This window comes from Enterobacter sp. V89_11 (assembly GCF_029967775.1).
GTDB lineage: Bacteria > Pseudomonadota > Gammaproteobacteria > Enterobacterales > Enterobacteriaceae > Enterobacter > Enterobacter ludwigii.
The window spans coordinates 116,307-131,924 of sequence record NZ_JASCAN010000023.1; the positions used below are offsets into that span (position 1 = coordinate 116,307).

13 protein-coding genes are annotated in these 15,618 nt (G+C 55.9%); 7 read left to right on the forward strand and 6 right to left on the reverse strand.

Features of this window, described 5'->3' with window-relative positions; genetic code table 11:
• Positions 1-9: 9 nt before the first annotated feature.
• Positions 10-2,478 (reverse strand): malto-oligosyltrehalose synthase, encoded by a 2,469-nt coding sequence (gene treY, locus QLG09_RS16710; RefSeq protein WP_282489113.1) that lies wholly within the window; start codon positions 2,476-2,478, stop codon positions 10-12.
• Positions 2,475-4,262: a malto-oligosyltrehalose trehalohydrolase gene (treZ, locus tag QLG09_RS16715; RefSeq protein WP_049022551.1), complete on the reverse strand. Its 1,788-nt coding sequence runs from the start codon at positions 4,260-4,262 to the stop codon at positions 2,475-2,477. The genes treY and treZ overlap by 4 nt, the downstream gene beginning before the upstream one ends.
• A gap of 132 nt (positions 4,263-4,394) precedes the next feature.
• Here treZ and QLG09_RS16720 point away from each other — a divergent pair, with 132 nt between their 5' ends.
• From QLG09_RS16720 to QLG09_RS16735, 4 genes are all read left to right on the forward strand, one after another.
• On the forward strand, positions 4,395-4,922 hold the full coding sequence (locus QLG09_RS16720; protein ID WP_020884118.1) for a GNAT family N-acetyltransferase: 528 nt from the start codon (positions 4,395-4,397) through the stop codon (positions 4,920-4,922).
• A gap of 169 nt (positions 4,923-5,091) precedes the next feature.
• Entirely contained in the window at positions 5,092-5,844 is a 753-nt protein-coding gene (locus QLG09_RS16725) for a 5'-nucleotidase, lipoprotein e(P4) family (RefSeq protein ID WP_032670363.1), read from the forward strand.
• Between the two features lie 142 nt (positions 5,845-5,986).
• Entirely contained in the window at positions 5,987-6,973 is a 987-nt protein-coding gene (locus QLG09_RS16730; RefSeq protein WP_014170098.1) for an MBL fold metallo-hydrolase, read from the forward strand.
• A gap of 13 nt (positions 6,974-6,986) precedes the next feature.
• On the forward strand, positions 6,987-7,898 hold the full coding sequence (locus tag QLG09_RS16735) for a LysR family transcriptional regulator (RefSeq protein ID WP_049022550.1): 912 nt from the start codon (positions 6,987-6,989) through the stop codon (positions 7,896-7,898).
• Here QLG09_RS16735 and QLG09_RS16740 read toward each other — a convergent pair.
• Positions 7,889-8,773: a LysR substrate-binding domain-containing protein gene (locus QLG09_RS16740; RefSeq protein WP_049022549.1), complete on the reverse strand. Its 885-nt coding sequence runs from the start codon at positions 8,771-8,773 to the stop codon at positions 7,889-7,891. The two genes, QLG09_RS16735 and QLG09_RS16740, sit on opposite strands and share 10 nt — an antisense overlap.
• A 115-nt stretch (positions 8,774-8,888) precedes the next feature.
• On the opposite strand from QLG09_RS16740, the gene QLG09_RS16745 reads away from it, so the two are divergent.
• From QLG09_RS16745 to QLG09_RS16755, 3 genes are all read left to right on the forward strand, one after another.
• Positions 8,889-10,379, forward strand: a complete 1,491-nt coding sequence (locus QLG09_RS16745) for a UbiD family decarboxylase (protein ID WP_020884113.1) — start codon at positions 8,889-8,891, stop codon at positions 10,377-10,379.
• 153 nt (positions 10,380-10,532) lie between these two features.
• Positions 10,533-10,820 (forward strand): VF530 family protein, encoded by a 288-nt coding sequence (locus QLG09_RS16750; protein WP_014170105.1) that lies wholly within the window; start codon positions 10,533-10,535, stop codon positions 10,818-10,820.
• A gap of 7 nt (positions 10,821-10,827) precedes the next feature.
• Positions 10,828-12,120 (forward strand): glycoside hydrolase family 10 protein, encoded by a 1,293-nt coding sequence (locus QLG09_RS16755; RefSeq protein WP_014170106.1) that lies wholly within the window; start codon positions 10,828-10,830, stop codon positions 12,118-12,120.
• 35 nt (positions 12,121-12,155) lie between these two features.
• On the opposite strand, the gene dsbG is transcribed toward QLG09_RS16755, so the two are convergent.
• Genes dsbG through QLG09_RS16770 form a run of 3 tightly spaced genes read right to left on the reverse strand, consistent with a single transcriptional unit; the run spans position 12,156 to position 15,610 of the window.
• On the reverse strand, positions 12,156-12,914 hold the full coding sequence (dsbG, locus tag QLG09_RS16760; RefSeq protein WP_032678179.1) for a thiol:disulfide interchange protein DsbG: 759 nt from the start codon (positions 12,912-12,914) through the stop codon (positions 12,156-12,158).
• 43 nt (positions 12,915-12,957) lie between these two features.
• Entirely contained in the window at positions 12,958-13,569 is a 612-nt protein-coding gene (locus tag QLG09_RS16765) for a DsbA family protein (protein WP_020884110.1), read from the reverse strand.
• Between the two features lie 7 nt (positions 13,570-13,576).
• On the reverse strand, positions 13,577-15,610 hold the full coding sequence (locus QLG09_RS16770; RefSeq protein WP_049022548.1) for a protein-disulfide reductase DsbD domain-containing protein: 2,034 nt from the start codon (positions 15,608-15,610) through the stop codon (positions 13,577-13,579).
• Positions 15,611-15,618 lie beyond the last annotated feature (8 nt).

Below are 15,618 nucleotides of genomic sequence, written 5' to 3' on the forward strand. Positions count from 1 at the left end.
TCTCCACGATCATTCGCAGGTAAGCAGAACCATTAAGCATCCCGTTTCAGACGTTACATCCAGCGTCTCTTGCAGAACCCGGCTTTCACCGGTGAACAGATCCCGGTAGCGTTTTCCTGCCAGCGCATCGGGTATAGCAATAGTGGTATTGGCCCACAGTGCTTCATGGGTTGTCACGTCGAAGACCAGCCGCGGCACGGCAACAATCAGCGCCTCCTCGTCTTTCACGCGTGCGTAAACAATCAGGTTCTCCGCCCGCTCGCCGCTCACCTTCAGCGGCAGCCAGTCACCGTAATGGAATAGCGCGGCATAATGCGGACGAAGCCGTAACAGCGTGGCGGTGACATATTGCTTAACACTTCCGTCTCGCCAGCATTCCGGGCGGGCAAATACCCTGGCATCCGCCGTGCTGAGGTGGTGCACCAGCGCGGGGAAATCCGGTTCCCGTCGGTTATCCGGGTCGACAAGGCTAAAGTTAAGCGCTTCGCAGCCCTGATAGATGTCCGGTATCCCAGGAGCAGTGAGTTTGATCACCGTCTGGCTGAGGCTGTTCATCAGCCCGGCACGGATAAAGGGCTGCATCGCCTCACTGAAATCTTTCAGGAACAGCGTGTTGTCCGGTGAAAGCAGATGCCGGGCGTAGCTCAGCACCACGCTCTCATAGCTTTCGTTGCTGTCTATCCAGTCTGTGCGTTGTTTGGCTTCGCGCAGCGCTTTCTCCAGGAAGCCGAGGAAGCGCTCTTCGAGTGATTTCAGCCCGTCGACATCGTCAGGTGACAGCGTGGCGGGCCAGACGCCGGCCAGAGCCTGATAAATCATCCAGGTATCGGCAGCGTTCGGCGCGGTACCGTCGCTCAGAAAACGCACGTGGGTTTGATTCATCTGCCGCCAGCGGGCCAGATTTTCGCCCCATTGTTCCGGCGCTTCCGTCAGGGTATAGAGGCGTGCCCGGGCATCTTCACCGCGCTTCGTGTCATGGGTGGATGTCCCGAGTAAGGCGTCAGGCTGACGGGCAAGACGGATGCGCATTTCCTGATGAAAACGCGATAGCGAAAAGGCGCGCGGCGTCGGGTCTGCCCCCACTTCGTTAAGCGCCAGCTCCAGGTTATGGCGAAAGAACAGCGTATCTTCCACGGATTTCGCCATCAGTGGCCCGGTGAGCTGCTGGAAGCGGGTTCTGAAACGAGCCGCGTCGTCGTGGCAATTTTCAGGAAGATCGCCGGTGAGAATGCACACGATCAGGCTCAGGGCCGCTTCAGAGGTGTTAACGCTTGCGACAACGCGATTGAGCAGCGCCACGTCAGAGGCGGTTAATCCTTCACGGGTGCCGTAGGTCCGATACACCGGAAACGCGATCAGCAGTTCGCGCAACGCATGGTGGATCTCGTCGGGTTGCAGTTCAACTGCATTGCGTCGGGCAAGATCGGTGGCGATAGTTAACAGGGTAGTGAATTCGCCCTCAAAATTGCGATCGGTCATCAGCCCTTTGGCATCCCGTAACGCTGCAAACCGATCAACGGTTTCCCCGAGCGTGTCGTCATGGATTTTCTCCAGGCGGTCAAGGCGGCTGTCGTCCACCAGAACTTCCGCCAGCGAGGCAATAAACTCGTACCCCGTGGTGCCAGAGACTGGCCATTCGACGGGCAGCTGTTCCCCTTTGGCGAGAATTTTTTCAACCGTGATGTAACACGCCGGTCCGGTTGCCTGTCGCAGACGCTGCAGATAGCCCAGCGGATCGGCCAGACCGTCGATATGGTCAATTCGCAGACCGTCAACAACGCCAGAATGAACCAGTTCAAGGATCAATCGGTGTGTATCCATAAATACCGACGCGTCTTCAACCCGCACGCCCACCAGGCCGGTGATTTCAAAGAAACGCCGCCACGAGAGCTGTTTCGGGGCTTCACGCCAGGACATCAGCCTCCAGCTCTGGGCCTCGTGCAGCGCCGCAATGCTTTTACCCTCCACAAAGGTCCCCGGGTTAAGAGGATAGGCGGTGTCGTAGTAGACCAGCGCGGCTTTGTCCGTGACAGGGTCACGTTCTACAGTGATGGCACCCTTCTCAAGCTCCGCCTCAAAGGTGTCGCCCAGAAACGGCAGCGTAAGCGGCCGTGACCAGTCAATATCGAAATAGCGTGCGTAGCGGCTCTGTTTGCCATGCTCAATCACGTCTCGCCACCAGTGATTCTCCAGCGAGGTCGACATGTGGTTAGGCACAATATCCAGTATCAAGCCCATTCCCGCCTGCCTGAGCGCGGCCGCCATACGGTCGAATCCTTCTTGTCCGCCAATGGCGGGGTCGATTTCATTCGGGTCGGTCACGTCATAGCCGTGCGTAGAGCCGGTTGTGGCGGTAAACACAGGTGAGGCGTAAAGATGGCTGATGCCGAGATCTTTCATATACGGCACCAGTTCCACGACACGGTCAAACGTCATGCCGTTACGGAACTGAATACGGTAGGTCGCGGAAGGGATCATAACGATGCTTCTCCATCAGCAAAGCGAACAATAATACTGTTCGGCGGTAACACCTCGTTCACCTCCGGCCAGCTAAAGAGCGTTTCTCCTGCCAGTGCAGGCACATCAACAGCCTTATTGCCGGTATTGAACGCCAGAGACAACGTTCCGGTCGGGAATCGCCAGCTCACTGCAATCATGCCGGGTGCCGTCCTGATGATCTTGCCCTCCACCGTGACGCCCTTTCGCAGTAACGGAACGATATGACGATGGCGCAACGTCAGCAGCGTTCGCGTGAAGCGAAGCCACGTTTTACCGTCATCGGTGGCGACCTTATTCCAGTCAATTTTGGAGCGAATAAAGGTCTTCACGTCATTCGGGTCGGGGACGGACGCATCGTGCCCGGCATGGCCGGTAAACTCTTTTGCACGCCCTTCCCGCACGGCTTTGGCAAGCTCACCGTGAAAATCGGTAAAGAACAAAAACGGATTGGTTTCACCAAACTCTTCCCCCATAAACAGCAGCGGAATATGGGGCGAAAGCAGCAGTGCAGCAAGCAACACCCGTGTTTTATCGGCCCCCGCAAGGGCGATCAGTCTCTCTCCCTGAGCGCGGTTGCCGGTTTGATCGTGGTTTTGAATAAAATCGACAAAAAACTGTGGCGGCTGCGTGTGACATTCCACGCCGCGCGATTTGCCGGTCTGGAGAGAAACCTCGCCCTGATAGACAAAACCTTCTGTCAGCGCACGGGCGAGTTTTTTCTCCGGTTCAAAGGCAAAATCCTGGTAGTACGCATGCGTTTCGCCGGTGGCAAAGACATGCGCGGCATTGTGAAAGTCATCGTTCCACTCCGCGGTAAAAAGCGGGGTCGCACCGTGTGCGTCACGCGGATGCAGGAAGATAACGTTACGGCTGTCTTCGGTGGTGAGATGGATCTGCCGCCCGGGGATAGCCTCGCGAATGCGTTCGGCAATCTCCTGCAGGATATGTTTATCCGACGCGTCTTTAATCTGGTCGATGGCATCAAACCGTAATCCATCAAGATGGTATTCCGTCAGCCAGAACAGCGGGGCTTCGGTAATGTATTGCCTGACTGGCTCAGCCTCGTAAGCAATCCCGTTGCCCCAGGGCGTCATCCGTTCCGCGTCGAAAAACGCGGGTGACAGCACAGGCAGATAATTGCCTTCCGGGCCGAAGTGGTTAAGCACAATATCCAGCACGACAGAAAGCCCAAGCCCATGCGCGGCATCGATAAAGGCGTGGAAGTCTTCTGGCGTGCCATAGGCAGAGTGCGGTGCATACAGCAATACCCCGTCATATCCCCAGCCGCGCGATCCACCAAACTGTGAGACGGGCATGACTTCAATCTGGGTAATGCCAAGTTCAGCCAGGTAAGGCAGTTTTTCAATGGCGGCCCGGAAGGTGCCCTCCGGGGTGAAGGTGCCGATGTGCAGCTCGTAAATCACCGTGTCTTCCCACGGACGCCCTGCCCACTCCCGGTTGCCGGGCGGATACCGTCTGGCATCGATAACAACCGAGGGACCGTTAACATCCCCAGCCTGGGCGCGCGACGCCGGATCGGGTACGGCCATGCCGTCTTGCAAAACATACTGATATTCTGTGCCGTGCGTGACGCCGGGGACGTCAATCTGGAACCAGCCGCTGCCGACCGCCGTCATTGGCAAGTCGTTTTCTGCCAGACGTAGCGTAAGTTCTTTCTGTCCTTCTGCCCAGACGCGAAAACGTACAACGTCATTGGAAATAAACTCAGCACCCCAGTGTTTTTGAAATGTCCTGAATTCCATTCATTGTCCTCGAATGACCCACATTTTACGCGGAATGAAGTACAAGCTTAGTTCAGGATCAAAAGAGTGTTACGCCAGCGGTTTTAATGGCTTCATCTATTATTTATAAAAATATTCGCCACAAGGAATACCATGCAGATTCGAAAAGGATTAAATACCGACCTCGCACGTCTTGAATGCTGTGACTTTTCATTCACCGTCAGTCACGTTGCGCGGGAGCCTTTTATACATTGTGATTTGCATATCGACGCTGTCGCCGTGCCTTATCGTAAAACGTATGAGCTCGATATGCAGACCCTTGAAAATCATTGCGTTAATCCGGATGCCATATTTCTTGTGGCCGAAACAGATGAGGGAGAAATTGCCGGTTTTATCACCGCGTCAATGAGCTGGAATAAATTTATCGCCGTTGACTATATTGCCGTTGAGCGCACGAAACGCAGAGCTGGCGCGGCGCAAAAATTGATGGCGGCCGCACACGTGTGGGCGAGAAGCGTCAACGCGGCTGGATTAAGGCTCGAAACCCAGAATGTGAATGTTTCTGCCTGCCTGTTCTACCGTCATTATGGCTTTACGTTAGGCGGATACGATCGTTTCCTCTACAACGCATTACCGGAAAAAGACGAAATCGCCCTGTTCTGGTATTACATGCTGATCTGACTCTGGCTCTAACGGATATTGGCGGACGAAAGCGATTTGTCTGAAAATTATCCACCCGGCGCACAAAGGAATGTGCGTCAGAATATGACTCGCCTGCCTCCCTTCATTTTTCTGTCACTTAATTTCAATACGCTTACATGATTTTGACAATGACGTTAAGGAAAGAAGAGTGAATTCAATGGCTAAGGCATTACTGCTGGCATTACCTGTTTTGAGCGCGACCGCCACGGCAGCCGACCACGAAATCTGTGAGCCGAAAGCGTATGAGATGGCGCTGCGCTATCAACAGAAATCGGCAGAAATCATGGCACTTCAGCTGCAGACCTACCGTTTCGCCACCGAGCGTTTTAACGAAAAAATAAAAGGGCTGACTGCGCCTGAGAACTATGCCGTTGTGATGGATCTTGATGAAACGGTGCTGGATAACACCCCGTTACTGGCGCGTGATGCCGAACAGTGCCACGACTACACGAAATGGGACACCTGGAGTGACTGGGAAAAACAGGGAAAACCGGGATTAATTCCTGGCGCGAAGGCGTTTCTTGATCGCGTGAATCAAAGTAAGGTCCGTATTTATTATGTATCTGACCGCATGCAGGAAAACAAAGCAGATACGCTCAATACGTTAAAATCCCTTGGCTTACCGCAGGTTTCAGAGGATAGCGTTCTGCTCGATACGGTCAGTAAAGAAGCCCGCCGCCAGAGCATCCTGAAGAAACAGCAGATAATCATGCTCTTCGGTGACAGCCTGCCTGATTTCGCCGCGCAATTTAAAAACAAAAAGCCGAGCGAAGCGCAGCGTGAACTCGTTGAGGCCAGCGCCGATCGCTTTGGCAGTGACTGGATCGTGCTGCCGAATGCCGCGTATGGCTCGTGGTCAAAAGCCACGCTTGAAGGCTGGAAAGCCCCGCTGAAGCAATAACGTCTGGCTTACCGGGTGGCACATTGCTGCCACCCGACATGTGATCCGACCTATTCATCCCGTTTATAGGTCCTATCATTATCAGGCGGGTTCATATAATTTTACGGAGAAGTAAGATGAGCTCTTTCTGAAGGAGACCCTTATGCTGACCGTAAAAAAACTTGCCCTGACAACGCTGATTTCCAGTTCGTTATTGTTCTACCCTGCGCTTCAGGCTTCGGCAGAAACGCCCCAGCACGTGGTTAAACAACCTGCCGGGGGCTACAGTGTGCAGGTTGGCGATATTATGGTGACCTCGTTTACCGACGGTACCGTGGCGCAAGACCTGCACAAATTACTTCGTCGGACGACCCCGCAGAAAACCGATGCGTTGCTCACACAAAATTTCCAGACCAACCCGGTAGAGGCGTCCATTAACGCTTTCCTGATTGCGCTACCCGGCCACAAGATTCTGGTGGATACCGGCTCAGGCCAGCTTTTTGGCCCCGGTAACGGCGGGCGACTGATTGAGAGTCTGGCAACGCAGGGGATCGCGCCGCAGGACATCACCGAGATTTTACTGACCCATGCACACTCCGACCATGCCGGTGGCCTGGTTAAAGATGGCAAGGCGGTGTTTACCAATGCGCGCGTTTTTGTCGGCAAACCTGACATCGACTTTTTCTTTAACAACGATAATCAGAAAAAAACCGGCTACGACCAGAACTACTTCGATGTCGCGCAAAAAACCTTAAAACCGTATCGTGATGCCGGCAAGGTAGTTCCTTTTTCCGGAACCTCGCAGCTTCTGCCCGGGATAACCGGCACGGTTCACCCGGGCCATACGCCTGGATCAGCCTTCTATACGCTGGAAAGTAAAGGCGAGAAAATCACCTTTGTCGGCGATATTATCCACGTCGCGGCGGTACAGTTCCCGCAGCCCGCCGTGACCATCGCCTACGACCAGGATCAGGACGGTGCGGCACGTGTCCGCCAGGATGCTTTTGCTGATTTTGTGAAAAACAGAGACCTTGTCGCAGCCCCCCACCTGCCGTTCCCGGGTATCGGTTACGTCACGAAAGGCGAGCACGGCGGTTACGCCTGGGTGCCCGTCACCTATACCAATCGTGACAGCCACAGCGCAAAGTAAAACGGATAACACGATGACGCCCGTTGCTGAGATGGATATCGACCTGATCCTGACGCTGGATGCATTGCTCCAGGATCAGAACATCACCCATGCGGCCGCGCGGCTCGGCATCAGCCAGCCCGCGATGTCTGCCCGTCTGGCGCGCCTGCGCTCGCTCTTTGGCGAACCGTTGTTTATCCCTTCCCCACATGGACGTGGGGTGTTGCCCACGCCCAGAGCGGAGGCGCTGAGGCCGCAGGTCATGACCGTATTGCGGGGCATTAACGCGATGTTTGCCCCCACCACCTTTGATGCGCAAACCAGCCAGCGGACATTTGTGATTGCTCTGCATGAAAATCCGGCTCTGATGCTGGGTGCCGAACTGCTTAATCAGTTCCGGGCCCATGCCCCAGGGATCCGCTTGCGATTCGCGCTGCCAGAAATGGCAACCCTGCCACAGCAGCTGGAAAAGGGTGATGTGGATGTCTATATCGGTGTGAGCGCCGGCGCGCACGACGGCTGGGTCAGACGCAAACTTTTCGATGACCAGTTTGCAACAGCCCAGCGAAAAGGCCACCCCCGCGGTGTCGGGCCACTGGATCTGGAGCACTATTGCGCACTCTCTCATCTGGTGGTCTCTTCAGAGGGTGACCCGTTTACCGGCTTTGTGGATCAAACCCTGGGCGGACTGGGGTATCAGCGCAACGTGGTGATGTCCACGCAGAGCTACGCCATGGCACCTCCGCTTGTCGCCAGCACGGACCTGCTCTGCACCTTACCGGAACGTATGCTGCAACGCTTTGCATCGACGCTGGATATCTTTCCCCCGCCGCTGCCGCTGCAGCCGATTACCATCAGCATGTACTGGCACCCGAAAAACAGTCAGGATCCGGCAAGCCTCTGGCTGCGCGAGCAACTGCTGCTGGCCGCGGGACGTCAGATGTGATCGAGGGTGTGCAGAAATTTCTTTAACACCTCTGAGCGAATGATCCGGTGGCACACCAGCTTCAGCTCGCTTTCCCTTATCCTGTCAATGATGTCGACGTACACGACATTCTCCACGCTGACTGCCCTGGCGGAGGCCGGCAGTAGCGCCATGCCAAACCCCGCAGAGACCAGGCTGATGACAGTAGGTACGTCGGTGGCGTTTTGTACCACCTCAGGCTGGAAACCTGCGCCGTAACAAACGTCATAGAAGTACTGTTCGAGGCCCATTCCCTCCGGGTCGCGCAGGGAGATCCATTTTTCATCTTTCACCGAGGCGAGCGTAAGCGCGGACGATTTCGCCAGAGGGTGCTGCGAAGAGAGCGCCAGCACCGTTTTCTCGGACGTAAACGGGCGGCTTTGCAGGTCGTCTGGCAGAGACGGCAGCGGTGCCCGAATGATGGCCACATCCAGCTGGTTATTTTGCACGGCGCTATAGAGCGTCTGCACATTCCCCGTCATTAGCGACATGGTGATGGCAGGCCACCGACTGTGCATCTGGCGCAGCGCGGCAGGCAGCCTGGTGTCAAACATGGCGCTCGATACGCACCCGAGATTCAACACCCCTTGCTCCCCCCTCGCCGTTTGCCTGGCGTCCAGTACCGCCTGTTCCGTCAGGGCGATCGCCAGCCTGGCTTTCTCCAGGAAAGCTTCACCGGCCGGCGTCAGGGTTAAACGGCGGTTCGCCCGGCTAAAGAGCGTAACGCCTAACCGTTCCTCTAACGTTTTAATCTGCTGACTCAGCGCGGGTTGTGCCATGTTCAGGCGCTCCGCAGCCCGGTGCATGTGAAGCTCTTCCGCAACGACAATGAAATTACGCATCTGACGAAATTGCATAACGCTTCCCCGGATTTTTTGATAATAAATTTCTTATCAAAATAGCAGTAATGATGCAATTGATGCTATGGGCTATTGCCATAAAAATGGAGGCATGCAAACACGGGAGGAAAAAATGGAAAGCCCAGTCAACGATCTCAGAAGTGCCATCGCGTTACTGCAACGCCACGAAGGACAATATATTGAAACGGATCATCCGGTCGATCCCAACGCGGAGCTGGCGGGTGTTTATCGACACATTGGTGCGGGCGGCACGGTGAAACGCCCTACCCGAACGGGCCCGGCCATGATGTTCAATAACGTTAAAGGTTATCCGGATTCGCGTATCCTGGTGGGCATGCACGCCAGCCGGGAAAGAGCGGCACTCCTTCTGGGATGTGAACCCTCGACGCTCGCGCAGCACGTCGGTCAGGCCGTGAAAAACCCGATCGCGCCGGTTGTTGTCCCGGCATCGCAGGCCCCTTGCCAGGAGCAGGTATTCTACGCTGACGATCCTGATTTTGATCTGCGTAAACTGCTTCCGGCCCCGACCAACACGCCGATTGATGCTGGCCCGTTCTTCTGTCTGGGGCTGGTACTGGCAAGCGATCCGGAAGACAGTTCGCTGACTGACGTCACGATTCACCGTCTCTGCGTTCAGGAGCGCGATGAGCTTTCCATGTTCCTGGCCGCGGGGCGCCACATTGAGGTCTTTCGTAAAAAGGCTGAAGCAGCCGGAAAACCGCTGCCGGTGACGATCAACATGGGGCTCGACCCGGCGATTTATATCGGCGCCTGCTTTGAAGCGCCCACGACGCCATTTGGTTATAACGAACTGGGCGTTGCCGGGGCGCTGCGTCAGAAACCGGTCGAACTGGTGCAGGGCGTGGCGGTAAAAGAGAAAGCGATCGCGCGGGCTGAAATCATTATCGAAGGCGAACTGCTGCCAGGCGTGCGCGTTAGAGAAGACCAGCACACCAACAGTGGCCATGCGATGCCGGAATTTCCGGGCTACTGCGGCGAGGCAAACCCTTCTTTGCCCGTCATCAAAGTGAAAGCCGTTACCCTGCGTCACCAGGCAATCCTGCAAACGCTGGTGGGGCCAGGTGAAGAGCACACCACGCTCGCTGGCCTGCCAACGGAGGCCAGCATCCGCAATGCCGTTGAAGAGGCCATTCCGGGCTTCCTGCAAAATGTCTATGCGCATACCGCGGGCGGCGGTAAGTTCCTCGGCATTCTGCAGGTGAAAAAACGCCAGCCATCCGATGAAGGACGTCAGGGACAGGCGGCGCTTATCGCACTCGCGACCTATTCCGAGCTGAAAAACATCATTCTTGTCGACGAAGACGTGGATATTTTCGACAGCGACGACATCCTGTGGGCGATGACCACCCGCATGCAGGGAGATGTCAGCATCACCACTATTCCGGGGATCCGCGGCCACCAGTTGGATCCGTCGCAGTCGCCGGATTACAGCACGTCGATTCGCGGAAATGGCATTTCCTGTAAGACCATCTTCGATTGCACGGTACCGTGGGCGCTGAAGGACCGCTTCGAACGCGCGCCGTTTATGGAGGTTGACCCACGTCCGTGGGCACCAGATTTGTTTGACACAAAACACGACTAGCGCGTTCGCGATACAGAAGAGCGTATGGCTTTCGGTTCATTCGCTCTTCTGTTTTTCATCGCAGGTAAAAAGGGAAATTGCCGCTTCCCCTGCTTTCTTGTACCCTTTCGTCGTTAACCCCAACCCCACAAGAACTGAGACATCCGGACGCTTATGACTGCACACCTTTCTAAAGACCCTTTACATGGCGTAACGCTGGAGATGCAGGTCAATGCCCTGGTTGCACGATATGGCTGGAGTGAGTTGGGCGATCGAATCAAAATTAACTGTTTCAGAAAAGACCCAAGCGTTAAATCGAGCCTGAAATTTCTGCGCCGCACACCCTGGGCTCGCGCAGAAGTTGAAGCCCTGTATCTTGATTCCCTGAATGATGAGGGGATCGCAGAACCGGACGAACCCGCCTTTAACCCCTGGGCTAACAGTCGGATAACCAAGAGCTAAAACGCAAATGACGCGACATGTAAAACGGATTGGTGCGCTGACTGCCTGTGCACTTTTACTTGTTAGTTGCTCCTCAAAACCACCAAAATCACTGGTAACGCCTCTCCCGACCGCGAGCAAACCGACCCAGCAGGCTAACGAGCCGATGCGTGGGATCTGGCTGGCAACCGTCTCACGCCTGGACTGGCCCCCGGTGGCCTCAGTGAATGGTCGCGATGCGCAAGACCGTATCGCGATGCAAAAACAGGCCCTGACGAACAAGCTCGACAAGCTTAAGCACCTCGGTATTAATACCGTGTTTTTCCAGGTCAAACCGGACAGCACGGCGCTCTGGTCGTCTAAAATTCTGCCGTGGTCAGATATGCTCACCGGCAATATCGGCGAGTACCCGGGCTACGATCCGCTGCAGTTTATGCTCGATGAAGCGCACAAGCGCGGCATGAAAGTCCATGCCTGGTTCAACCCTTACCGCGTTTCAACCAATACCAAACCGTCGACCATTGCCGCGCTGAACCGCACGTCGTCATTGCACCCTTCCAGCGTTTATGTCCAGCACCCGGAATGGATCCGCATTGCCGGCGATCGTTTTGTGCTCGACCCCGGCATTCCGCAAGTGCGTGACTGGATAACGCAGGTGGTCACCGAAGTGGTTGCGCACTATCCCATTGATGGCGTGCAGTTTGACGACTATTTCTATACCGAATCACCGGGATCCGCGCTCAATGACGCGCAGACTTTCAGACAATACGGTCAGGGATTTGCCTCTAAAGCCGACTGGCGCCGCCACAATACGCAGCAGCTGATTGTGCAGGTCTCCCGGGCCATTAAGCAGACGAAGCCTGGCGTGGAGTTTGGTGTCAGCCCGGCTGGCGTATGGCGTAACCGCTCATTCGACCCGGCAGGCTCAGACACGCGCGGTGCCGCAGCCTACGATGAATCCTATGCCGACACGCGTCAGTGGGTGCAGCAGGGTCTGCTGGACTATATCGCGCCACAAATTTACTGGCCTTTCTCCCGGGATGCGGCGCGCTATGACGTGCTGACGAAATGGTGGGCAGAGGTGGTGAAACCGACGCATACCCGCCTGTATATCGGCATTGCGTTCTACAAGGTAGGCGAACCGTCGAAAAATGAACCGGACTGGACGGTTCAGGGCGGCGTGCCGGAGCTGAAAAAACAGCTCGATCTCAACGATTCACTGCCCAACGTGAATGGCACGATCCTGTTCCGCGAAGATTATCTTAACCAGCCGCAGACGCAGGAAGCCGTCAGCTACCTGCGCGGACGCTGGGGTAGCTGACCGGTCAACATCAGGCAGAAACACCCTGTTTTTGACTACGGCTTCGGCCCAAACATCGCCTCAAGCTGTTTTTCATCCGGCATGCCGACCACCTGCTGAAGCTCATTATCGGCATTCAGATAATAAATGGCGGGCGTAGCGTTCGCGCCCAGGTTGTCCATTAACGTCTGATGTTTTTGCAGTATGTCGACGGTTTCACGGGACGCAGTGCCCTGCGGTTTTGGCAATTTTTTCCCGCCTGAAAGCTCGTAATCACGCCAGGCCGAAACGGGATCTTTCGCATTCAGGATAGCGGAGGCATTACGCCCACTGTTGGGGTTGAGAAACGCCACCAGCAGCGTATTAAGCTGCACCTTGCCCGCCTTCACCCACGGCTGCGCCTCGGACCAGAATTGCTTACAGTACGGGCAGAACGGATCGGCGAAGACGAAGACTTTGCGCGGAGCGTTATCCGCTCCCTCTTTCAGGGGATGCGCCGCGTTCAGTTGCTTCCACATTTCGCGTCCCATCGGGGCGTAGATCTCTTTCTGGAAATAGCCTTCACTCAGGTTTTTTCCTTTTTCATCGTACAGATAGCCAGAAATTACATGCTTGCCATCAGGGGTTAAAAACAGCGTAACGCCCATATCCTGATACTGCCCCAGCCAGGCCGGCGCGCCCCCTGGCGCATCAATTTTCTTAATGATTTTGATATTCTGCTGCTCGCTGAAGAGCTTCACCACATCCGGTATCGCTTCAGCGGCCTGCGCCAGCCCTGACGTTGCCAGCACCGACAGTAACAGTAATTTTTTCATTTTCCGCTCCGGGATTATTGGGGGGCGAACCGCCCCCTTCACGTTAACGATTTTTCAGTGCGTCACTGACCATTTCATCGAACTGTTCAAAAGGAACCCAGCCCGGGAGTAACCCTTCGCCAATCAGCGTGGCCGGTGTTCCCTGGATACCCATCTTTTCGGCGATGATCAGGCTGCGTTTGATCGTCACCAGGCTCTCATCATCAGGCGTTGTGACATTCACCCCGGCCCGTTTTTGCGCCTCCTGAATGCTGGCGTCATCGTGATATCCCTTTTTGGCCATCAGGGTATGGTTAAATTTCATAAATTGCTCAGGATGCGCGCGCCAGACGGTTAAGGCATCGCGTGCTGAGGTCAGTGAACTTTCCGACCGGAAAGGCAAGAACTTAAATACCACCGCCACATCCGGGTGTTTTTCGACGATCTTTTCCAGGTAAGGATCGAATTTCTTGCAGTACGGGCAGTTGTAATCCGTAAAGACCACCAGAGTGAGCTTCGGATCCTTAGCGCCAATGCGCGGCGAGTCCGGGTCGTTAAACAGAAAGTCATAAACCATCTTCTGCGCACGCTGCTCCTGTTCCGGCGTCATGGTCTGCGCCGCCATCACCTGCGCTGAGGTCAACAGTAGCAGAAGCGTAATAAGGATTCTTTTCATAATACATTTAGCCTTTAGCGTTGTTCAGGGTGGCAATAAGCGTGTCTTTATCCAGCAGCGGCGAAAGCATCTCCCCCTCAGGGAAGCCCGGGCCGTACACCTCGTTAAACGGGATGGCGTAACGGTTGCGCTTTTCAAGGAATTCGGCGATAAACGCTGAAGGCTTGCTCCAGTCGCCACGCAGCGCCACCACGTCCGGCTGGCTAAGCGCGGCAATAACGTCAGGCTGATTCAACACCCGATGCTCGTTTACCTTGCAGGTAACACACCAGTCCGCCGAGATATCCACGAAGACCCGTTTGCCCTGCGCAAGGGCACCCTGAATAGCGTCTTCACTTAGCGGTTGCCACGGGATTGCCTGAGCGACGCTTGCGGTGTTTGTTACAGGCGGTGAGGTAAGCAACCCGCGCAGCTGGTACCCGCCAAAGGCTGACAGCGCGATCACCACGCACCAGAACAGTGGCGAGGTTTTCTGCCCGGTCATCGCAAGCAGTGCGATAGCGACGACGATAAGCACTAACATCACGCTCTGGCTCACCGCCTCGCCCAGATGAGGGCTAAGCAACGTCACCAGCCACAGGCTGGAAGCCAGCATCATCAGGCCAAGAATAATTTTCAGACCGTTCATCCAGCGACCGGGTTTTGGCAGCAGCATGGCGGTTTTTGGAACCAGCGCAACGAACAACCACGGCAAACTCATCCCCACGCCGAGCATCAGGAAGATAAGCCACAGGGAATGCAGCGGTGCGCCAAGGGCAAAGGCCACCGCCGTGCCGAGGAACGGCGCAGAACATGGTGTGGCCAGCAGCGTGGCAAACATCCCTTCGCAGAAACTGCCGGCAAGCCCCGTTCCCCCTGCCGTTGCCAGCCGTCCTGCGGCGGCAGAAGGCAGCAGCATCTCAAACGCCCCGAACAGATTGAGTGCGAAGAGGAAGGTCACCGCAACCATCAGGCCAATAAACCACGGATTCTGGAACTGAATACCCCAGCCCAGCGAGGCACCGGTCAGCTTAAGCGCGGTCACCATTGCGGCCAACAGCATAAAGGAGACCAAAATCCCGGCACTGGTTGCCAGAAAACGGAGCCTGATCATCCGTCTGTCTGAGCCCGCATGGAGCACGCTGTTGAGCTTCATGCCCATCACCGGCAGCACGCAAGGCATCAGGTTCAGGATCAAGCCGCCCAGTAGCGCAAAGAGCACCATTTTGCCGGTTCCCTCAGACACGCCCGCCGCTGACAGTTCCGCGGGCGTTGCCCCGACGGTCATCACGGTTTGCTGCGCTTTATCGCCATTGGTGAGCACAAACGACAGCGCTTTTCCCTGCAGTGAAGTGGGTTTATCTCCCCACTCATCGGTCACGGGCACCGTTACCCGAAGCTGATTGCCGTCGGCTTTGAGGGTCGGTTCACCGGGAAGAATGTCGCCTTCCAGCGGGTCAAAATAGATCCCTGGCTTGTCCCATTGCCCTTGTGTGGTTCCCGTAATGATCAGCTTGTCGTCTGATAACCAGGCTGACAGGTCTGCGGACACGCCAGATGTCGCGGGAATGGCCTGCATCGCGCGTTCAAACGCGTGGCTGAATCCCTCATCCGCCGGCTGGTTAAAATCAAGGTGCAGCTTATAGTCCGTCAGCAGACAGACATTACTGCACGTGGAAAGGGTAAGCGTCCCGTCGAGCGCGTCCCCCGCCGCACCGTCGAGGGTGATGGGGATGATGACCTTATCGTGATAGCCCTGGGTGGTCATCCCGGAGATATCAAAGCGCGAAGGCACCGGCCAGTGCCAGTCATCCTTTACGCCAGCCGGCCAGGTGATTTTCGGGGCTACGCCGCCCTCGCCGGGTGAACGCCAGTAGGTTTTCCAGCCGGGCTGCAGCTCAACGGTGAGCAGCGCGAGGATGCGGTTTTGCTCCCTTTCCGCCTGAACGCGGATCCGGGCATGATCGTTTTGCGGGGAAACCAGCCAGCCTGTATCTGCCGCATGGACAATGCCGATGCAGGACAGCCACAGGAAGACGAATCCCCTGAAGAGGTTAAACATGTTTTACT